Here is a 19,479-nt window from a genome sequence, read left to right on the forward strand (position 1 = left end):
CCCACCAATGACCTTGCCCTTCTGGCAGACCAAACAAGTCCCCCCTCCAGAAAGTCAGAACAGTGGACTGAAAAGGGTGTTCGGCCCCTGGCGTCTCATCGCCATGGGTGTTGGCGTCACCGTTGGCACGGGTCTCTTTTCCCTTACAGGCGTTGCTGCCGGACAGAATGCCGGCCCGGCAGTCATCATCTCTTTCCTCATCGCCGCCATCGCCGCCAGCTTCGCTGGGCTCTGCTATGCCGAGCTGGCCGGGATGCTGCCCTCCGGCGGGTCCGCCTATGCCTACGCCTACGCCGGACTGGGTGAAATTGTCGCCTGGATCATCGGCTGGGACCTGATTCTGGAATATACGGTCGGGGCGGCGGCCGTCGCCTCCAGTGCTTCGGGCTACATCGCCTCCCTGCTGAAGGGATGGAACATCATCATTGACCCGAGACTGCTTGCACCACCAATGACGGATGTCGTCATGCCGGATGGTCACACCGCCCATGCGTGGTGCAACGCACCGGGAATGTTGCTTCTCTTCATCATCACCCTGATGCTGATGCGGGGCACAAACTTCTCCGTCCGTCTCAACTCGCTGGTCGTGCTGGTAAAGATTCTCGTCATCGTCGGCCTGATCATCGTCTGCACGCCTTTTGTCGATACCAGCAATTTCCACCCCTTCATCCCGGCCAATACGGGGAAATTCGGAGAATTCGGGATCAGCGGCATCATGCGGGCTGCTGGCATGGCCTTTTTTGCCTATGTGGGCATCGACATCGTGTCCACCGCCGCACAGGACACGAAGAACCCCCAGCGCAACATGCCGATCGGCATTCTGGGGAGCCTGCTGACCTGTGCTGTCATCTATGTCGTTTTCTCCACCATCCTTCTTGGTGTGGTGGACTATCGTGCCCTCGCCCATGACCCCAGCCCCGTTGCCACGGCCATGGACAAGATTCATATGCCATGGATGGCCGTGCTGGTGAAAATCGGCATCACCTTCGGTTTCATCTCCGTGCTGTTCGGCCTGCTCATCGGGCAGAGCCGGATTGCCATGAACATGGCCGATGACGGCCTTCTGCCCCCCTTCCTTGCCAGACTGCACAAAGGCACCAGCACGCCCTGGACGGCCCATATCATCACTGCGGCAACGGCCGCCGTGCTGACGGGCTGCGTCCCCATCGCCACGTTGGGGGAGATGACCTCCATCGGCACCCTGCTCGCCTTCGTCATCGTCTGTGCCGGCGTGACGGCCCTGCGCTTCCGGGCACCGGAGGCACCACGCAGCTTCCAGGTGCCGGGCGGGCCGTTCGCCGTGCCTCTGCTGGGGATCATTTCCTGCGGGATCGTCATGGGATCCATGAGCCCGCTCACATGGATGCGTCTGATCCTCTGGCTGGCAGTCGGCTTCTGCGTCTATTTCGCTTATGGCATCAGGAAAAGTAGACTACGCAATAATTCTACAAAACAGGGTGGAAATTTATAATATTCTTCCATAGAAGAGAGATCACCCCGGATGCGGTTCCCCGCAAAGGATACCGCATCCGGGGCAGACCAGAAACGACCGGACATGAGATCTTCTTCCCCATGATGTCATCCCTGTGGCGCAAAAAGGCCATCACCTCTTCCACTCCTCCATCCACCGGACTGAAGCGCATCTTCGGGACGTGGCAGCTCATCGCCATTGGAGTGGGTGTAACCATAGGGGCCGGTCTTTTTTCTCTCACAGGTGTGGCAGCAGGACTTTATGCCGGCCCGGCCATTCCGCTCGCCTTCCTCATCGCTGCAGTTGCCGCCAGCTTTGCCGGTCTCTGCTATGCCGAACTGGCAGGCATGATCCCCTCTGGCGGATCGGCCTACTCCTACGCCTATGCCGCCCTCGGTGAATTCGTTGCCTGGGTCATCGGGTGGGACCTGATCCTTGAATATACCGTCAGCACGGCGGCCGTCGCCTCCAGCTGGTCCGGCTACATGACCTCCTTTCTCCGGGATTGGGGCATTGTCATCGATCCACGGCTCCTGAACCCGCCCATGACGCTGGTTGAACTGCCCGACGGCCACAAGGCCCATGCGTGGTTCAATGCTCCCTGCCTGTTCATCCTCTGGCTGGTCACCATCATGCTGACACGGGGCATGAAAGAATCCTCCTGGATGAATGCGCTCATCGTGGGCATCAAAATCTGCGTGCTGGTCGGCCTGACCGTTGCCTGCATCCCCTATGTCCAACTGGCACATTTTCATCCCTTCATCCCCCCCAACGGAGGACATTATGGGGATTTTGGCTTCAGTGGTGTCATGCGGGCAGCCGGGATGGCCTTTCTCGCCTATATCGGGTTCGACATCGTCTCCACGGCGGCGCAGGACACAAAGAACCCCCAGCGTTCCATGCCCTTCGCCATCCTGGGCAGCCAGATCATCTGTGCAACCGTCTATGTCATCGTATCGGCCGTGCTGGTTGGCGTGGTGGACTACCACCACTTCGCCCATGACCCCAGCCCCGTGGCTACCGTCATGGATGTCGTCAACATCCCGTGGCTCAGCCTGCTCATCAAAGGCGGCATCTGTCTGGGCTATGTGTCTGTCGTCTATGGCCTGCTGATGGGCCAGAGCCGCATCCTGATGAGCATGTCCCAGGATGGCCTGCTGCCCACCTTCTTCCGCCGGATGCACCCGAAAAGCCATACGCCGGTGCCCAGCCACATGCTCAGCTTCCTAGTCAGTGGCGTACTGGCCTGCTGCCTGCCCATCAATGTGCTGGCCAACATGGCATCCATCGGAACCCTGACAGCCTTCGTGATTGTCTGCGCAGGTGTCATCGCCCTGCGTTTCACATCTCCCGATGCGCCCCGCACCTTTCGCCTGCCCGGAGGGCCGCTTCTGATCCCCTGCCTGGGCATCATCTCCTGCGGCAGTGTCATGCTCTCCATGAGCCTGATCACATGGATGCGTCTAATTATCTGGTTGGTCATTGGTGCTGTCATCTATTTCGCTTATAGCATACGGCACAGTCATCTCAGGACGAACGGCTGAACGGCCGCCCTCCTGTTCTGGACGACACCGAAACATCGTGGAGCAAAGTACATGAGACGGCCTTTCTGGCGTACCAAACCAATATCCCAGGCGGCAGCCCCTGAAACAGGGCTACATCGTGTACTGGGGCCGTGGCAGCTGATTGCCCTGGGTGTTGGTGTCACTGTCGGTGCTGGCCTGTTCTCCATGACGGGCGTGGCCGCAGGGCAGTATGCCGGCCCTGCCGTGACGCTTTCCTTCATGATCGCCGCCATTGCCTGCGCTTTTGCCGGTCTCTGCTATGCCGAACTCGCCGGAATGATTCCCGAGGCCGGGTCCGCCTACACCTACGCCTATACCTCCATGGGGGAAGGTATCGCCTGGATCATCGGCTGGGATCTTATCCTGGAATATACGGTAAACGCTTCCACGGTAGCAGCCAGCTGGTCAGGCTATTTTGCCAGCCTGATGCATGAAATCGGCATTTCGCTGGATCCCCGCCTGCTGGCCCCTACCGGTGCCTCCATCATGACGTCGGACGGGCAGTTCGTCCGCGCCTGGTTCAATGCTCCTGCCGTCTTCATCATCTGTGCCGTCACCTGCCTGCTGATGTGTGGCACCAGGGGCTCCAGCAAGATCAACATGGCCATCGTGGCTCTCAAGCTGCTGATTATCGGAAGCGTGACGGTCATCTGCCTGCCACACATCAGCGCTGCCAACCTGCACCCTTTCATTCCGGCCAATACAGGGCAGTTCGGACAGTTCGGCGCAAGTGGCGTGATGCGGGCTGCGGGGCTCATTTTCTTCGCCTATATCGGTTTTGATATTGTCTCCACAGCGGCGCAGGACAGCCACAACCCCCAGCGCAACATCCCCCTGAGCGTATTGGGCAGCCTGGTGCTGGCCGCCGTCATCTACGCCATTTTTTCCTTCGTGATTGTCGGTGTCGTCAATTACCGGGCCATGCTGCATGACCCCAACCCGGTCGCCACGGTCCTGCACAGCCTGCATATCCCCTGGTTCTCTGCCCTGATAACCTTCGGCATAGCCTTGGGGTATATCTCCGTCATCTATGGGCTGCTCATGGGCCAAAGCCGCATCTGTCTCTCCATGGCCAGAGACGGCCTTCTTCCCTCCCTCTTCGAAACCCTGAACAGACGCAGCCGGACACCGTGGTCCTCACATATCATCACAGCCGTGGTGGCGAGCATTCTGGCAGCCTGCCTGCCCATCGACATCCTTGGCAAGATGACCTCCATCGGGACACTGCTCGCCTTCATCATTGTCTGTTTCGGTGTAATGGTCCTGCGCCTCCGTCAACCGAATGCAGTGCGTCGCTTCAAGACACCGGGGGGGCCATTCCTCGTCCCCATCCTCGGTATCCTGTCCTGCGGAACCGTCATGCTTTCCATGGACATCATGACATGGATCAGGCTGGCCCTCTGGCTCTTGGTCGGCCTTGGAATCTACGCCGTTTATGGTCTGCACCGCAGCCGCCTCAAACATACACACCACTGAAAGCCACCATCTCCTCCATGAAGCCACCCTCCTGCGAGGGTGGCTTTTTTTAAGGGGTCTGGTCATACGGGATTTCAACAGGCATCATGCCTGCATGATGATACATTCTTTTCCCCACACCCGCCTGCGTCGCAATCGTCACGATGACGCCACACGCCGCCTTGTCAGCGAAACACACCTGCATGTCGATAATCTGATCTGGCCAATTTTTGTCTGTGAGGGCGAAAAACAGCGTCAGAAAGTACAGGCCATGCCGGGCGTGGAACGTGTGAGTCTCGATCTGCTAGCGGAGCATGTCCGCCCCGCTGTCGAGCTGGGCATACCAGCTGTCGCTCTCTTCCCCGTCACGCCCATGGAAAAACGTGACGAGATGGGAACGGAAGCCCTGAACCCCAGCAACCTGATGTGCCGTGCTGCCCGGATACTGAAAGCCGCCTATCCCGGGCTTGCTCTCGTCGGGGATGTGGCTCTGGACCCCTACACCTCCCACGGGCATGATGGTCTAGTACGGGATGGACAGATTCTGAATGATGAGTCCGTCGAGGTTCTTCGCAAACAGGCCCTCAACCAGGCAGAGGCCGGCATCGACATCATTGCTCCCTCCGACATGATGGATGGGCGCGTCCGGGCCATCCGCTCCACGCTGGATGAAAATGGGTACCAGACAACCCGCATCATGGCCTATGCAGCCAAGTATGCATCTGCATTCTACGGTCCGTTCCGCAACGCTCTGGGCTCCGATGCCCTGCTCGGCGGAGACAAGAAAAGCTACCAGATGGACCCCGCCAATAGTGATGAAGCCCTGCGCGAAGTTGCCATGGACCTTGCAGAAGGGGCCGACATGATCATGGTCAAACCAGGGATGCCTTATCTGGACATCATCCGCCGGGTGCGTGACAGTTTTGCCGCACCGACATTCGCCTACCAGGTCTCCGGTGAATATTCCATGATCATGGCCGCCATTGAGAATGGCTGGCTGGACCGTGAGAAGACCATTCTGGAAAGTCTCATGGCCTTCCGTCGTGCCGGCTGCCACGGCATCCTCACCTATTTTGCTGTCGAAGCAGCCCGTCTGCTGCGTGCCCGCTAAACCATCTTCTCTCACCCCGCCTCCTCACCGCAGGAAGCGGGGTAGCTTGGCCTATCAGGCAGGTAAACAGGCTGAAGATGCTGCTGCAGAATTTCTGGCCAGACAAGGGTATACCCCCTTGGCAAGAAGGCTACGAACTCCCTGCGGAGAAATCGACCTCCTTGTCGCCAATGATGAGTGGCTTCTTGCCATTGAGGTCAAGCAACGCACAACCCTGAGCGAAGCCCGGTACGCTCTTTCGCCCCAACAGAGCCAACGCCTGCTCCGGGCTTTTTCCTTCATTCTCGAGACAAGACCAGACTGGCAGCGCCCCAATACCCGGCTGGATGTGCTGGTCATCGATAAGACGGGACGCATTGAACAGATAGAGGATGCCCTCCGTCTATACTGACCACTTCATCCGAACAAAAAGAAACCCCACAAAGGCCAATTCAGCCTGCGGGGTTTCCCATTTTCATGCTCACAGGGAGACAGGCTCACCCGCGGCGATGATGCGTATTCCGCTGATGCCTGCTGACAACATGGCCATGGAAAGCCACGGTCCGGACAGCAACAGCCCGATGATAATGTGAAGCGGCCAGACGGGTCGGCATAGCACCACGTGCATGGAACGCTGCCCGACGGGCAACCGTCACATGATGAAAGGCCGATGGCGGGGCGATGAGCGCACTGAATGTCAGCTTGCTTGCCTCATGCTCTGTCAGGATACGATCTGCATGGGCAGAAGGAGCAGACGCCAGCCCCACAAACCCCAGAAGCCCAAAAAGAACCCCTCCCTTAAGGGATTTCACCATGTCATCAACCCTCCACCTTTACCCCAAGCCGCTACAACAGGGATGGACCTCATTCTACAAATAATGGGTAACTCTAATCACAACAGGATGAAGAAAGCAACGTTGGAAGCCTACGCTGACCTTTATTTAATGAGGACCATCCTGCTCTGAAATCAGTCCCCGTTTTTCAGCAGGCCTTTCTCTGCCAGAAGGCTCTCCAGCTCACCGCTCTGGTACATGTCCGTCACGATGTCACACCCGCCAATGAACTCACCCTTCACATAAAGCTGTGGAATTGTCGGCCACTGGGAAAAATCCTTGATACCCTGACGCATCTCCGGACTTTCCAGCACATTCTCCGTTTCAAAATCCACACCCACATGGGTAAGAATCTGCACGACACGAGCAGAAAACCCACATTGCGGAAACTGCTTGTCGCCCTTCATGAAGAGCATGACGGGATTCTTGTCCACCAGGGACTGGATGGTCTGAAAAACAGCCTCATTCATTTGATCATGTCCTCTCGATCAACCAGGAATACGTGTCTTGACGGCCAGAGCATGAAGCTCTGTTCCGACACGGTCCCCGAAAGCTTCATAAACCAGCTTGTGCTGCTTTACCCGTGGCACACCACGAAATGCCTTGCTGACGACCTCACAGGCAAAATGGTCGCCATCACCTGCGAGGTCTTCAACCACAATCTCGGCATCAGGAAAAGCAGCCCGGAGGGTCTTCTCTATCTCTTCTGCTGTCATCATGGCCGAAGCCTCCTTACTCTTCGTTTCCTCAGGATATTTCATCCAGATGCACGACCGGAGCATCCTCCTCTTTCTGCCCCATGAAACGGGGGAAGAAAGAGGCATGCTGCTTACGGAGATGTTCAACCGATACCGCCATGACGCCATCAAGCTTCAACACATCACCGCCGATACGGCCCAAGCGGGATACCGGTACACCAGCCGCCTGTGCAGCCTCCAGCACTGCATCAGCCTGCTTCGTGGCCAATACATACCGGGCCTGATCCTCAGCAAACCAGTAGACATGCTCCGCCAGTCCGGCCGGTCCTTTTTCAAGGATGCATCCCCTGTCACCTGCCATGGCCATCTCAGCCAAAGCAACGATCAGGCCGCCGTCTGACACATCATGACAGGCTTCGACAAGACCTTTCTGGATCTGCTCACGCACGAAGTCGCCATTGCGCCGCTCTGCCGTAAAATCAACAGCCGGCGGGGCTCCTTCCTCACGACCCAGGATTTCCTTCAGCCAGATGGACTGACCCAGCTCCCCCCTGGTCTCACCAACCAGAAGAAGCTCACCGTCCTGCGGCATGGCCAGACCAACGGCCTTCCGGACATCATCCAGAACACCGACACCACCAATCACAGGAGCTGGCTGAATGGCCGTCACCGAACCATCATCACCACGGGTCTCATTATACAGGGAGACATTGCCGCTGACGACCGGGAAGTCCAGAGCACGCCCCGCATCGCCAATCCCTCTCACAGCCTCGACGAACTGCGCCATGATACGTGGATTTTCCGGGCTGGCAAAATTGAGATTGTCCGTCATGGCCAATGGTGTGGCACCTGTGGCTGTCAGGTTCCGCCACACTTCCAGCACGGCCTGAGCTCCCCCAACATACGGATCAGCCTGACCGTACCGTGGTGTACAATCGGTCGTCATGGCGAGAGCACGGTCAGTCCCTTCCACCCGGACGATGGCCGCATCAGCCCCACCGGGACGCTGGACAGTCTGCCCGCCCACGCCGCTGTCATACTGGTTCCATATCCATGCACGGGAGGCCCCATTGGCACCCGCCAGAAGGCGGCAGAGTCCTGCCTCTATTCCACATGGATCAGCAGGCGCCACCAGAGCAGGCTGCCGTTCATACACCACCGTAGGCCGGTCATAGATCGGAGCCTCATCGGCCAGCGGACCGAGAGGAATATCCGCTTCAACCTTTCCATTATGCCGCACGATGATGCGTCCACTGTCAGTCAGCTTTCCGACAATGGCAAAATCCAGTTCCCACTTCTCGAAAATCCGGCGAGCTTCTTCCGTTCTGTCAGGACGCAGCACCATGAGCATGCGTTCCTGACTCTCGGAAAGCATCATCTCATAGGCATGCATGTTGGGCTCACGCTGCGGGACATGATCCAGCTCCAGATCAATCCCGACACCACCCTTGCTGGCCATTTCCACGGCAGATGAAGTCAGGCCCGCTGCCCCCATGTCCTGAATGGAAATCACCGCATCGGTGGCCATCAGCTCCAGACACGCCTCCAGCAGAAGTTTCTCGGTGAAGGGATCCCCCACCTGCACGGTCGGACGTTTGGAGCTTGATTCGGAATCAAACTCCGCTGAAGACATGGTGGCACCATGAATCCCGTCACGCCCCGTCTTGGAGCCGACATAAACAACCGGATTACCTACACCTGCCGCAGCTGAGAGGAAGATACGGTCCTGCCGGGCAATCCCGACCGTCATCGCATTGACCAGCGGATTGCAGTTATAGGAAGAATGGAAGTTCACCTCACCGCCAACGGTCGGTACCCCCATGCAGTTGCCATAGCCACCAATACCGCGCACGACACCATCCACCACACGCTTGGTATCCTTGTGGGAGGCATCACCAAAGCGCAGGGCATTCAGGTTGGCTATGGGGCGGGCACCCATGGTGAACACATCACGCAGGATACCACCAACACCCGTTGCGGCTCCCTGATAGGATTCAATGAATGACGGATGATTGTGACTTTCCATCTTGAAGACGGCGGCCAAGCCTTCTCCAATATCAATCACACCGGCATTCTCACCCGGACCGTGGATGACCCATGGAGCCTTGGTGGGCAATGTCTTGAGGTGAAGACGGGATGACTTGTAGGAACAGTGCTCCGACCACATGACGGAGAAAATGCCAAGCTCTGTCAGGCTCGGCGTCCGTCCCATGATGTTCAGCACCGTCTCATATTCGTCATCTTTCAGGCCGAAAGAGCGTGCAAGCTCGATATCAACAGGTGCTGCTGTCATCAGCCCAGTGCCTCCATGATCCCGTTAAAGAGCGGCAAGCCGTCCGTACCGCCAAGGATCTCCTCTGTCAGATTTTCAGGGTGCGGCATGAGACCACAGACACGGCGGTTCTCACTCAGCACACCGGCAATGGACCGGGCACTGCCATTCATGTTTACGTGCTCGTCCCCGTCCTTCACCTGCCCCTCTGCGGTGCAGTAACGGAAAGCGACACGACCTTCTCCCTCCAGACGGTCCAACACGTCTGGCGCAGCCGTGTAGTTGCCGTCCCCATGGGCCATGGGTGCACGGAAAACATCACCATGCTTCCAGCCAGACGTGAAGATGCTGTCACGGCCTTCAACCTTCAGGTGACAGTCCTGCGAGAGGAAGCGCATCCCCGCATTACGCAGGAGCGCCCCCGGCAACATCTGGGCTTCCGTCAGAATCTGGAAACCATTGCAGACACCAAGGACATAACCACCCTTCTCGGCGAACTGGCGCACGGCTTTCATGATCGGTGAATGAGCCCCCATGGCACCGCTGCGGAGATAGTCCCCAAAGCTGAACCCACCGGGGAGGACGATCAGGTCAAACCCTTCGACACTGTCCTGCTGATGCCAGAGCATCTGAGGTGTCCGGCCGGATACCACCCGGAAGGCCTGAGCCATGTCGCGCTCCCGATTGGTGCCCGGAAAAACGACGATACCTGTTTTCATTGACTGTCTACTGTCCTCTACTGAGCCGCTGGTGCCGAGGCGATGGGCCGTATCGTGGAAGAGCACGGATAGTTGTCATGCAGGGCCCGGTAGATGCCACGCCCGGCGGGTTCGTTCATGGCATCTTCATGACCAGCATACCACCCGACAACCAAAGCCCGGAGCTGGGCTCCCCGGATTTCCTTCGGGACACAGAAAGCCACCGGTGTATGGACTCCCTCGACCGTGGAATAATTGCGGGCCCAGACCTCACTGTCCATCGTTCCGGCCAGATAGCCGTCACAGGCGAGCAGGCCACTCTCATGCGTGCACATGGAGACGAGGCCACGTCCCGGCAGAGAAGAAATATTCTGCGCTTCAGCCCTCTGTTCAACATACATGCCGGCCATGCCCGTAGGGCAGGCATAGTTGGCATGAAGGGCCTGATAGACGGCCCGTCCGGCAGGCTGGGCGGCCACGCCATCATGACCAGCCAACCAGCCGACAACAAGCGACCGGACCTGAATACCCTTGATCCCCGCAGGCAGACAGAAAGCCGTCGCAGGGCGTGCCCCGACCAGAGCCCCAAAACTCTGCGACCAGGCAGCACCATCGACCACACCGGCCAGATAGGACCCGCAGGCAGCCCGCTTGGACTCTTTCTGGCAGAACTTTTCCAGCTCAGCGCCTGAAAGAGATGAAATACGCTGAGCGTGAGCCGCAGTCCCCAAGAACACGCATGCCATGCTGAAAAACAGGGCAAGCCCTGTCTGCCGAACAGACTTTTTCATCCAACCACCTCTACCCGAAAATCCTCAATCACCTCATTGGCCAGAAGAGCACGAGCCATTTCAGCTCCCTTCTCCTTGGCCGCCTCTGCACTGTCAGTCTTCACGCACAGATCCACCACACGGCTGATCCGCACATCAGATGCCCCCTCGAACCCGAGAGAATGCAACGCATGCTCTACTGCCTTGCCCTGCGGATCCAGCACACCGTCCTTCAGAGAAACAAACACCCTAACCTTCATCACACACTCTCCGCAGCTACGCTTTCAGCCTGGCCATGTTCCGGAAGGATACCCAGACGACGTGCCACTTCCTGATAGGCCTCACCGACGCCACCCATGTCCCGACGGAACCTGTCCTTGTCCATCTTCTCCTGTGTCCGGCTGTCCCACAGACGGCAATTGTCTGGTGAAATCTCGTCAGCCAGGACTATCCTCATCTCGTCCCCCTGCCAGAGACGACCGAACTCCAGCTTGAAATCAATCAACGTGATCCCGACACCCGTAAACAGGCCGCACAGGAAGTCGTTCACCCGCAGGGCGAGGCTCTGGATTTCCTCAAGCTCCTGCGGATGCGCCCAGCCGAATGTGGCAATATGCTCTTCGGAAACCAGCGGGTCATTCAGCGCATCATTCTTGTAATAATATTCCACAAGGGTCCGGGACAGACGCTCACCTTCAGGCAGGGCAAAACGCTTGGAAAGGGACCCCGCCACAACATTGCGGACCACGACCTCCAGCGGAATGATCTCCACCTCCCGCACCAGCTGTTCACGCATGTTCAGGCTGCGGATGAAGTGGGTGGGAATGCCCAGCTCCCCCAGACGCTGCATCAGATATTCGCTGATCCGGTTGTTGAGAACACCCTTGCCCGTAATGACGCCACTCTTGGCCCCATTGCCTGCCGTTGCATCATCCTTGAAGTACTGGACGACCGTTCCCGGCTCCGGCCCTTCAAAAATGATCTTGGCTTTTCCCTCATAAATCTGACGACGGCGAGCCATGTCATTCAATCCTTAATCGATGCACCTACAGGTCGTCCGGGCAGCCTAGCACAGCTGGACGCCCTTAGACGAGCCTGAGATCAGGCCGGCAGCTCCGGCCCTGCTGTTCAGCCAAAAACGCGGGCAAATATCTGGTCCACTGCACGGAGATGCCGTGCGGGATCCAGAGCATCATCAAGCACGGCCTTCTCGACCCGTCCGGCCACCTCGGGATCAGCCTCCAGATTTTCACGGAATGTCCGGCCTTCTGGCGTACCGAGCTTCGTCCATGTTGCCATGGCGGCACGCTGGACGATCCGGTAGGCATCCTCCCGGGAAATGCCAGCACGGGCCAGAACCAGCAGCACCTCGCCAGAATGGACCACGCCACCAAGGCTTTCCACATTGGCAAGCATCTGGTCTGGATAGACCACCAGTTTCTCCATCATCCCGGACAGGCGGGCCAGGGCGAAGTCCAGCGTGACCGTCCCATCCGGGCAGATGTTCCGCTCCACAGAGGAATGGCTGATGTCACGCTCGTGCCACAGGGCCACATTCTCCAGCGCCGGAGTGACATAAGAGCGGATGAGACGGGCCAGGCCCGTCAGGTTTTCGGACAGGACCGGGTTCCGCTTGTGGGGCATGGCCGAGCTGCCCTTTTGCCCGGCATGGAAGAATTCTTCTGCCTCACGCACCTCAGAGCGCTGGAGATGCCGTACTTCCGTTGCCAGACGCTCGATCCCGCTGGCGATCACGCCCAGAGCGCAGAAAAAGGCCGCATGACGGTCACGGGGGATCACCTGCGTGGAGACAGCCTCCGCCTTCAGCCCCAGGTGATTGGCCACATATTCTTCCACCTCGGGAGAGATATGGGCATAGGTACCCACCGCACCGGAAATGGCACAGACGGCGATTTCCTCACGGGCCACCTCAAGACGGCGACGGTTGCGGGCAAACTCGGCATAATGCCCGGCCAGCTTCTGACCGAAGCTCATCGGTTCAGCATGGATGCCGTGACTGCGCCCGATGGTGACGGTATGTTTGTGCTCATGGGCACGCTTCTTCAGTGCAGCCAGAAGGATGTCCATGTCCTCCAGGAGAATATCGGCCGCCTGCGTCAGCTGTACGGCCAAACAGGTATCCAGGACATCAGAGGATGTCATGCCCATGTGGACAAAACGGCTCTCCGGTCCGACCTTTTCTGCCAGCCATGTCAGGAAGGCAATGACGTCATGGCGGGTTTCGGCTTCAATCTCATCAATCCGGGCCACATCAGCATCGGAGAATGCCGCCATGGCCTCATCACCCTTCGTGCGGATGATCCTGGCAGCTTCTTCCGGAATCTCCCCTCTCTTGGCAAGCGCCTCACAGGCCAGAGCCTCAATCTCGAACCAGATGCGGTAACGGTTGACCGGTGACCAGATGGCCGTCATCCGAGGACGCGAATAGCGGGGAACCATGACGTAACTCCTGCAGAAAAAGCAATCCAGCCCTGCTTACCCCAAACAGTACCCTCTTGCCAGAGCCGACAGCGAAAAGAGACCGGCTTTTACAGGAAGGGAAGCAGAACCGTCTTTATCAATCTTCTCCGGAGAAATCATTTTACTGCATCAGAAAACATTTCTGGCTATAATGGAGGGCCGACAAAGGCAGGCCGGACACTGCAAATACGATCGTGTGATCATGTCTCTTTTCCATTTCATCGTGATGGTCTGTCTGACCATCCTCCTGAATCTGGCCCTCAGCGGCTATAACGTGATCATCCTCAAGAAGATCATAGACAGCATCAGACCAACCGGAACCGATGAAAATTTCCAGTCCTCCGAGACACAGGCAGAAATACGGCGCTACAGGCGGCAGGCTTTGATCTTCGGCACGGCTCTGGCTGCATTTCTTAGGATCGGGCTGACCCTGATCCTCAGTGATCTCCTCATTTTTTCCTACACGAAACTTGTAGCCAGCGTTCTGCTGTTCTGGACAAGCTGGACACTGTACCGTGCCCTCACGTCCCCCGTCCCGGAAGAGACAAGCAGCCACTCAACCAGCCTGGCCGAGGCCATTCCCAAGATCATCATTGCGGACCTCGCCCTCGGATTGGACAATATTCTCGCCATCGCCTGTGTGTCCATCCATCACCACATCATCCTCATTGTCGGGCTCGTCATTTCCCTCGTGATCATCACGGTCGGCGTCATCCATACGCCCACCCTCCTGTTGCGGATGCGCTGGCTGGGCTGGGTTGGCGTCCTGATCATGCTCGGCCTCAGCCTGCACCTTCTTTACCAAGGCTATCATGATATCCGCTTTCCGAACGTCCATTAAACCGCCAGGCAGACCGGGGCGGACAATCCTCCGATGCGTTCTGGCCCTCGCCTGTTCTGCTCCGGCCGTGACAGCATGGGGCGACACTTCCAGATCACTGGAAGCAGAGCTCGGCCTTTCCCCTTCTGTTCCATCCGCATCGTCTCCATCCCGGCTGGATGAATGGAAAGCGCTGACGGCCCCGGGAGGCACGGCCTACCCAGCCCAGCGTTATGCGGCTTTTCTCCGCCAGCAACCCGCCTGGCCGTTGCAGAAACGCATCGAAAGCCGGTATGAACGGGCCATGCTGATGGAAACGTCGGCGCAGGCACGTCAGGCCCTGTGTCCTGCCTTCCCCATCATGCGCAGTGATCTTCTCGCCGCCTGTGCCTCCTTTCTGCCGGACCTCCCAACCCAGGCACGTCGGCTCTGGCGGGAAACAGACATGGGTCCGGCAGAACAGGGGCTTTTCCTTACCCGTTTTTCAGCCCATCTGACAGCCGATGATGAACTGAAACGCTACGAGCGGCTGGAACGCAACGGCCCGGTCACCCTTGCCAGGGAGCAGCTTCAACGAACACCTCCTGCTCTGCGTCCTGTCCTCACAGCACGGCTGGCCAACCGTTTTGCCACGGCTGACGCCGATGCTGCCTTCCAGAATACGGATGCCTCCAGCGATGCCATGCTGGTTTATTATCGACTGAAATATCTGCGCCTTCACGACCGGCTGGATGAAGCCATCCAGCTCTGGCAGCAACCGCTTCCCACAACGTCCGTCGGTGCCCTCTCCCCGCCGACGGTCACACAATGGCAGGACGAGCGTACAAATTTTGTCCGGGCCCTGTTACGCTCCGGCAGACATGATGCCGCACTGACGGGTTTTGCCCTGCTGGACACCATACCTGCCTCCAGCCAGACCGAAGACAGCCACATGATGGCCGGATATATCGCCCTCATGCTGCTGCATGACCCCAACCGGGCTGCACCACATTTCAAGGCTCTGGCAGCAGAAACAGACCTGAACCACCGGGCCGCAGGGCTCTACTGGCAGGCCCGAAGTCTGGAAAGCCAGCACCCGGACCAGGCCGGACCACTCTTCAGGAAAGCAGCAACCCTGCCGACCACCTTTTACGGCCAAATGGCTCTGGCACGATTGACGCACACAGCATTTCTCTCGGCCACCACCCGGGACATGCGTTTCCTCGCACTTCTGAAACAGCAACTGGCTGCTCTGCCCCCCATGCCACCAGCAGGAAAGTCGCCACGACCTGATCTGATGGCAGCCGCAACACGGCTGCAACAGGCTGGTGACAACCAGAATGCTACCCTGTTCCTGACCTATCTTCAGGGCAGGACACAGGATGACCGGGCGGGACAGCCAGCCATAGCACGCCTTTCAACCAGACTTGGCCTGCCCAAGCCCGCCATCCTCGTGGCCCGACAGCTGGCCCGGCAGGGTATCGCCTTCTATCCGGGAGGCTATCCGTCACCCCGTGTCATGGTTCCCACTTCCCTGCCCCAGAGCCTCATGCCAGCCCTGATCCGCCAGGAAAGCAGCATGGATGAATACGCTGTCAGCCCCCGCCATGCACTTGGCCTCACGCAGCTTCTCCTGCCAACAGCCATCCGGACAGCAAAACGCCATGCTCTGCCGTATCAGCTGACATCCCCTGCCGACCTGCTGGACCCCAACATCAACACGACGATCGGCAGCCTTTTCATGGAGGACCTTCAGGCCCAGTTCGGTCAGGTTTTGCCCTACGCACTGGCTGCCTACAATGCCGGGCCTGGCCGCTCCAGGCAGTGGCAGGACGAAATAGGCAGCCCCACGTCTCCAACACGTGAAGATGAAGACAGTCTGCTGCGCTGGATTCTCCTCATCCCCTATAAGGAAACACGGGTTTATATCGAGCACATCATCACGGACATGTCCCTTTACGCACTTCTCCTGCCCCATTGATCTTTTAGGGACGAATCATAAAAAAAGCGGTCCCAGACGGGACCGCTTTTCCACTGCCAGAAACAGGCCTGGATCAGTTGGCCGGAGCTGCTTCCGGAGCCGGAGCTGCAGGCTGGGCCGGAGCTGCCGGAGCTGCTTCCGGAGCCGGAGCTGCAGGCTGGGACTTCTGCAGGGAAGATGCGTTCAGATCTTCAGTAGCCTGCGGAGCCTTGCCGTCTTCCTTCTTCTGGCCATGCTTCATGTTGCACTTCTTGCCATGATGATGGTGATGGCGAGCATGATGGGCATCAGCAGCAAAAGCCGGAGCAGCAGCAGCTGTCAGGCCGATCAGAGCGACAGCAGAGAGAGACAGTTTCTTCATAAAATCCTCCTCAATCGTCCTTCCATGTGACGACGGGGGCAGTGTAGGACGAATACTTCTGCAAAACAATCCACACAGCACTAAAAGAAATATTACATAAAAAACAGGTCTGTAAGTCCACCCCATCCAGACCGGGCAACAGATCTTTCGTCTGCTGGTCCTGTCAGCCTGCATTCCCTCCGGGAGGCCCATAGATTGCCCCGGCCCGGGTAATAAAAGCCTTGACCATCAAGCGGACCCCCTCATTGAAGACCATGCCGATGGCATTCCTCAGAAGGCGGGACCGGAACTCAAAATCCACAAAGAAATCGACACGGCAGCCCTGCCCCTCCGGTGTGAAGGTCCAGACATTCTTGAGATGTTTGAAAGGACCACGCTCATACCCCACGACGATACGATGGGGACGCTCCAGCCGCACACGGCTCGTATAGCTTTCCCTGAACGGCCCGAAGCCGATTGTCAGGTCGGCCAGCAGCTCGTCTTCCGTACGTGACCGAACGACCGATCGCACGCACCAGGGCAGAAACTCGGGATACTTGCCAACATCAGCTACCAGATCAAAAAGCTGCTCAGCAGAATAGGGAATCACTCTCTGTTCAGCGTGTGTCGGCATCAGCCCTGACCCTTTTTCAAACGACGTTCCCGGGCCTCACGCAGCTCGGCAAAGTCCCGGTCCGCATGATAGGAGGACCGGGTCAGCGGAGACGAGCTGACCTGAAGGAACCCCTTCGCCCGGGCCATGGCACCGTAATCAGCAAATTCATCAGGCGTGACGAAGGCTTTCACTGCCGCATGTTTGACAGTGGGTTGGAGATACTGACCCAGTGTCAGAAAATCGACATCGGCAATCCGGAAATCATCCATCACCTGCGCCACCTCCATCTTCTCTTCACCCAACCCCAGCATCATGCCGGACTTCGTGAAGATGGACGGATCAAGCTTCTTGGCCTCATCCAGAAGACGGACTGACTGATAATAACGGGCCCCCGGGCGTATCCCCGGATAGAGCCGGGGCACCGTCTCGATATTGTGGTTGAACACATCCGGCCGGGCCTCCACGACCACCTCCAGCGCACCCGGCTTCCGCAGGAAATCGGGTGTCAGGATTTCTATGGTCGTACCGGGCGACGCAGCCCTGATGGCGGCGATCACATCGGCAAAATGCTGCGCCCCGCCATCAGGCAGGTCATCACGGTCCACCGATGTGATGACCACATGCTTCAGCCCCAGCTTGGCCACAGCCTCCGCCACATGGGCAGGTTCATCAGGGTCCAGCCGGTTGGGAAGGCCCGTCGTGACATTGCAGAAGGCACAGGCCCTCGTACATATCTCACCCATGATCATCATGGTCGCATGGCGCTGGGACCAGCACTCCCCGATATTCGGGCAGGCTGCTTCCTCGCAGACGGTCGCCAGGCCATGCGTGCGCATCAGCTCTCTTGTCTCATCATAGACGGGATTGCTCCCTGGAGCCTTCACCCTGATCCATGAAGGTTTCTTCTGGATGGGGTTGTCCGGCCGGTGAGCCTTCTCAGGATGCCGTATGGCCGCCATACGCTCCCGCTGATGATTGATGACGATACGCTGGACCATGAATCAGATGTGCAGAGCACCCTCATAAGCGGCAAGAACGGCTTCGTGCATCGTCTCCGAGATGGTCGGATGCGGGAAGACCGTTTCCATAAGCTCGGCATCGGTCAGCTCGCCCGTACGGGCAATGACATACCCCTGGATCATCTCCGTAACTTCGGAGCCGATCATATGGGCACCGAGCAGCTCGCCCGTCTCGGCGTCAAAGACCGTCTTGGTCATGCCTTCAGGCTCACCCATGGCCACGGCCTTGCCGTTGGCCAGGAAGGGGAACCGCCCGACACGGACCTTGTAGCCCTCTGCCTTGGCCTTCTCCTCGCTCAGCCCCACGGAAGCCACCTGCGGACGGGCATAGATGCAGCCCGGAATGTTGCGGGCATGGAGAGGCTCCGGAGAGCGTCCGCTGATCTTCTCGACGCAGATCACACCTTCATGGCTTGCTTTGTGGGCCAGCCACGGCGGAGCCGCCACGTCACCGATGGCATAGATGCCCGGCTCACCCGTGCGGCAGAACTCGTCCGTCTGGATGTGCGAACGGTCCACCTTGACCTTCGTCCCCTCGAGGCCGAGGTCTTCCACGTTACCGACGATACCCACGGCGCAGATCACACGATCCACCGTCAGGTCAACCTTGCCTTTTGCCGTCTCGATCGTGGTGGAGACCTCATTGGCCCCCTTCTTCAGCGGACCAACCTTCGCACCCGTATGGATGGTCATGCCACGCTTCTCGAACGCCTTGTGCGCCTGTGCGCTGATCTCGGCATCCTCGGTCATGAGGATACGGTCAGCCACTTCAGCAATCGTGACCTCACAGCCAAGATCACGATAGAAAGAGGCAAACTCGATGCCAATGGCACCAGAACCGATGACCAGAAGCCGCTTGGGCAGCGTATCTGGCGTCATGGCCTCACGGGCACCCCAGACAAGCTTGCCGTCCGTCTCAAGCCCGGGAAGCTGACGCCCCCGTGCCCCGGTGGCCAGAATGACATGAGGCGCACGGATCTGGGCCGTTTCCTTGCCATCCTTCGTGATGGAGACCTTATGCGCCTCACCAGCACGACCGGCCAGCCTGCCACGGCCATCAAAGGTCGTGACCTTGGCTTTCTTCAGAAGATGGGCCACGCCCTTCCCCATCCGCTCCGCCACGCCACGGGACCGTTTCACGATGGCTGCGAGGTCAAAGGACGGCTGGTTGGCAGAAAGACCGTACTCCTGGAGATGGCCGAGCGTATGATACACCTCGGCGGAGCGCAGCAGGGCCTTGGTGGGGATGCAGCCCCAGTTGAGGCACACGCCACCCATGTGGGTACTCTCCACCAGAGCCACATTCATGCCAAGCTGGCTGGCCCGCAGTGCGGCCACATAGCCCCCCGGGCCACCACCGATCACAACAAGATCAAAAAGGTCGGACATGA

The 19,479-nt window shown here is 58.5% G+C and carries 20 protein-coding genes; 7 read left to right on the forward strand and 13 right to left on the reverse strand.

The features are described 5' to 3' along the window. Positions 1–7: 7 nt before the first annotated feature. From CO583_RS02070 to CO583_RS02090, 5 genes are all read left to right on the forward strand, one after another. Positions 8–1,471 (forward strand): APC family permease, encoded by a 1,464-nt coding sequence (locus tag CO583_RS02070; protein ID WP_086431021.1) that lies wholly within the window; start codon positions 8–10, stop codon positions 1,469–1,471. A 101-nt stretch (positions 1,472–1,572) separates the two neighbouring features. Continuing rightward, positions 1,573–3,015, forward strand: a complete 1,443-nt coding sequence (locus tag CO583_RS02075; protein WP_043560304.1) for an APC family permease — start codon at positions 1,573–1,575, stop codon at positions 3,013–3,015. 51 nt (positions 3,016–3,066) lie between these two features. Then, positions 3,067–4,512, forward strand: a complete 1,446-nt coding sequence (locus CO583_RS02080; protein WP_081563106.1) for an amino acid permease — start codon at positions 3,067–3,069, stop codon at positions 4,510–4,512. Positions 4,513–4,606: 94 nt separating this feature from the next. Further along, a complete protein-coding gene (hemB, locus tag CO583_RS02085) occupies positions 4,607–5,602 on the forward strand; it encodes a porphobilinogen synthase (RefSeq protein WP_043560310.1) in 996 nt (331 codons plus the stop codon). Continuing rightward, a complete protein-coding gene (locus CO583_RS02090) occupies positions 5,592–5,993 on the forward strand; it encodes a YraN family protein (protein ID WP_258036130.1) in 402 nt (133 codons plus the stop codon). Before hemB ends, CO583_RS02090 begins: the two co-directional genes overlap by 11 nt. Positions 5,994–6,078: 85 nt before the next feature. Here CO583_RS02090 and CO583_RS02095 read toward each other — a convergent pair whose 3' ends face one another. The 9 genes from CO583_RS02095 to purB form a co-directional block, all read right to left on the reverse strand. After that, complete coding sequence (locus CO583_RS02095; protein WP_248630453.1) at positions 6,079–6,396, reverse strand: hypothetical protein; 318 nt, start codon at positions 6,394–6,396, stop codon at positions 6,079–6,081. A 152-nt stretch (positions 6,397–6,548) separates the two neighbouring features. Further along, positions 6,549–6,884 carry a Grx4 family monothiol glutaredoxin gene (gene grxD, locus CO583_RS02100; protein WP_043560315.1) on the reverse strand — a complete coding sequence of 112 codons (336 nt, stop codon included), beginning with the start codon at positions 6,882–6,884 and terminating at the stop codon, positions 6,549–6,551. Positions 6,885–6,902: 18 nt separating this feature from the next. Continuing rightward, complete coding sequence (locus CO583_RS02105) at positions 6,903–7,130, reverse strand: BolA/IbaG family iron-sulfur metabolism protein (RefSeq protein ID WP_248630573.1); 228 nt, start codon at positions 7,128–7,130, stop codon at positions 6,903–6,905. A 31-nt stretch (positions 7,131–7,161) separates the two neighbouring features. Continuing rightward, the gene (gene purL / locus CO583_RS02110) at positions 7,162–9,405 is read right to left on the reverse strand and encodes a phosphoribosylformylglycinamidine synthase subunit PurL (RefSeq protein ID WP_248630452.1); all 2,244 of its coding nucleotides are present in this window, start codon (positions 9,403–9,405) and stop codon (positions 7,162–7,164) included. Beyond that, the gene (gene purQ, locus CO583_RS02115; protein WP_043560318.1) at positions 9,405–10,103 is read right to left on the reverse strand and encodes a phosphoribosylformylglycinamidine synthase subunit PurQ; all 699 of its coding nucleotides are present in this window, start codon (positions 10,101–10,103) and stop codon (positions 9,405–9,407) included. Before purQ ends, purL begins: the two co-directional genes overlap by 1 nt. Before the next feature lie 17 nt (positions 10,104–10,120). Continuing rightward, positions 10,121–10,873: a Rap1a/Tai family immunity protein gene (locus tag CO583_RS02120; protein WP_052349075.1), complete on the reverse strand. Its 753-nt coding sequence runs from the start codon at positions 10,871–10,873 to the stop codon at positions 10,121–10,123. Further along, positions 10,870–11,112: a phosphoribosylformylglycinamidine synthase subunit PurS gene (gene purS, locus CO583_RS02125; protein WP_043560321.1), complete on the reverse strand. Its 243-nt coding sequence runs from the start codon at positions 11,110–11,112 to the stop codon at positions 10,870–10,872. The genes CO583_RS02120 and purS overlap by 4 nt, the downstream gene beginning before the upstream one ends. Next, positions 11,112–11,873, reverse strand: a complete 762-nt coding sequence (purC, locus tag CO583_RS02130) for a phosphoribosylaminoimidazolesuccinocarboxamide synthase (RefSeq protein WP_043560324.1) — start codon at positions 11,871–11,873, stop codon at positions 11,112–11,114. The genes purS and purC overlap by 1 nt, the downstream gene beginning before the upstream one ends. 107 nt (positions 11,874–11,980) lie before the next feature. Next, positions 11,981–13,312 carry an adenylosuccinate lyase gene (purB, locus tag CO583_RS02135; RefSeq protein ID WP_043560325.1) on the reverse strand — a complete coding sequence of 444 codons (1,332 nt, stop codon included), beginning with the start codon at positions 13,310–13,312 and terminating at the stop codon, positions 11,981–11,983. A 223-nt stretch (positions 13,313–13,535) separates the two neighbouring features. Between purB and CO583_RS02140 the strand changes: the two genes are divergently transcribed. Beyond that, positions 13,536–14,174 carry a TerC family protein gene (locus tag CO583_RS02140; protein WP_181005197.1) on the forward strand — a complete coding sequence of 213 codons (639 nt, stop codon included), beginning with the start codon at positions 13,536–13,538 and terminating at the stop codon, positions 14,172–14,174. Continuing rightward, positions 14,146–16,113 carry a lytic transglycosylase domain-containing protein gene (locus tag CO583_RS02145; RefSeq protein WP_248630451.1) on the forward strand — a complete coding sequence of 656 codons (1,968 nt, stop codon included), beginning with the start codon at positions 14,146–14,148 and terminating at the stop codon, positions 16,111–16,113. The genes CO583_RS02140 and CO583_RS02145 overlap by 29 nt, the downstream gene beginning before the upstream one ends. 73 nt (positions 16,114–16,186) lie before the next feature. Here CO583_RS02145 and CO583_RS02150 read toward each other — a convergent pair whose 3' ends face one another. The 4 genes from CO583_RS02150 to lpdA form a co-directional block, all read right to left on the reverse strand. Then, positions 16,187–16,474, reverse strand: a complete 288-nt coding sequence (locus CO583_RS02150) for a hypothetical protein (protein ID WP_103765491.1) — start codon at positions 16,472–16,474, stop codon at positions 16,187–16,189. 163 nt (positions 16,475–16,637) lie between these two features. Beyond that, positions 16,638–17,087 carry a type II toxin-antitoxin system RatA family toxin gene (locus CO583_RS02155; RefSeq protein ID WP_043560335.1) on the reverse strand — a complete coding sequence of 150 codons (450 nt, stop codon included), beginning with the start codon at positions 17,085–17,087 and terminating at the stop codon, positions 16,638–16,640. Continuing rightward, positions 17,087–18,067: a lipoyl synthase gene (gene lipA / locus CO583_RS02160; RefSeq protein ID WP_043560338.1), complete on the reverse strand. Its 981-nt coding sequence runs from the start codon at positions 18,065–18,067 to the stop codon at positions 17,087–17,089. The genes CO583_RS02155 and lipA overlap by 1 nt, the downstream gene beginning before the upstream one ends. 3 nt (positions 18,068–18,070) lie before the next feature. Next, positions 18,071–19,477: a dihydrolipoyl dehydrogenase gene (lpdA, locus tag CO583_RS02165; RefSeq protein ID WP_081563099.1), complete on the reverse strand. Its 1,407-nt coding sequence runs from the start codon at positions 19,475–19,477 to the stop codon at positions 18,071–18,073. Positions 19,478–19,479: the final 2 nt, after the last annotated feature.

This window comes from Parasaccharibacter sp. TMW2.1882 (genome assembly GCF_023337635.1).
Taxonomy (GTDB): domain Bacteria; phylum Pseudomonadota; class Alphaproteobacteria; order Acetobacterales; family Acetobacteraceae; genus Bombella; species Bombella apis.

Bases quoted from the DNA above. Each gene is read 5' to 3' on its own strand.
- CO583_RS02075 (WP_043560304.1), top strand. From the start codon at position 1,573: ATGATGTCATCCCTGTGGCGCAAAAAGGCCATCACCTCTTCCACTCCT.
- purB (WP_043560325.1), bottom strand. From the start codon at position 13,312: ATGGTTCCCCGCTATTCGCGTCCTCGGATGACGGCCATCTGGTCACCG.
- CO583_RS02120 (WP_052349075.1), bottom strand. From the start codon at position 10,873: ATGAAAAAGTCTGTTCGGCAGACAGGGCTTGCCCTGTTTTTCAGCATG.
- purQ (WP_043560318.1), bottom strand. From the start codon at position 10,103: ATGAAAACAGGTATCGTCGTTTTTCCGGGCACCAATCGGGAGCGCGAC.
- lpdA (WP_081563099.1), bottom strand. From the start codon at position 19,477: ATGTCCGACCTTTTTGATCTTGTTGTGATCGGTGGTGGCCCGGGGGGC.
- CO583_RS02095 (WP_248630453.1), bottom strand. From the start codon at position 6,396: ATGGTGAAATCCCTTAAGGGAGGGGTTCTTTTTGGGCTTCTGGGGTTT.
- purL (WP_248630452.1), bottom strand. From the start codon at position 9,405: ATGACAGCAGCACCTGTTGATATCGAGCTTGCACGCTCTTTCGGCCTG.
- CO583_RS02070 (WP_086431021.1), top strand. From the start codon at position 8: ATGACCTTGCCCTTCTGGCAGACCAAACAAGTCCCCCCTCCAGAAAGT.
- purC (WP_043560324.1), bottom strand. From the start codon at position 11,873: ATGGCTCGCCGTCGTCAGATTTATGAGGGAAAAGCCAAGATCATTTTT.
- purS (WP_043560321.1), bottom strand. From the start codon at position 11,112: ATGAAGGTTAGGGTGTTTGTTTCTCTGAAGGACGGTGTGCTGGATCCG.
- CO583_RS02080 (WP_081563106.1), top strand. From the start codon at position 3,067: ATGAGACGGCCTTTCTGGCGTACCAAACCAATATCCCAGGCGGCAGCC.
- CO583_RS02145 (WP_248630451.1), top strand. From the start codon at position 14,146: ATGATATCCGCTTTCCGAACGTCCATTAAACCGCCAGGCAGACCGGGG.
- hemB (WP_043560310.1), top strand. From the start codon at position 4,607: ATGATGATACATTCTTTTCCCCACACCCGCCTGCGTCGCAATCGTCAC.
- CO583_RS02140 (WP_181005197.1), top strand. From the start codon at position 13,536: ATGTCTCTTTTCCATTTCATCGTGATGGTCTGTCTGACCATCCTCCTG.
- lipA (WP_043560338.1), bottom strand. From the start codon at position 18,067: ATGGTCCAGCGTATCGTCATCAATCATCAGCGGGAGCGTATGGCGGCC.
- CO583_RS02155 (WP_043560335.1), bottom strand. From the start codon at position 17,087: ATGCCGACACACGCTGAACAGAGAGTGATTCCCTATTCTGCTGAGCAG.
- CO583_RS02150 (WP_103765491.1), bottom strand. From the start codon at position 16,474: ATGAAGAAACTGTCTCTCTCTGCTGTCGCTCTGATCGGCCTGACAGCT.
- CO583_RS02105 (WP_248630573.1), bottom strand. From the start codon at position 7,130: ATGACAGCAGAAGAGATAGAGAAGACCCTCCGGGCTGCTTTTCCTGAT.
- grxD (WP_043560315.1), bottom strand. From the start codon at position 6,884: ATGAATGAGGCTGTTTTTCAGACCATCCAGTCCCTGGTGGACAAGAAT.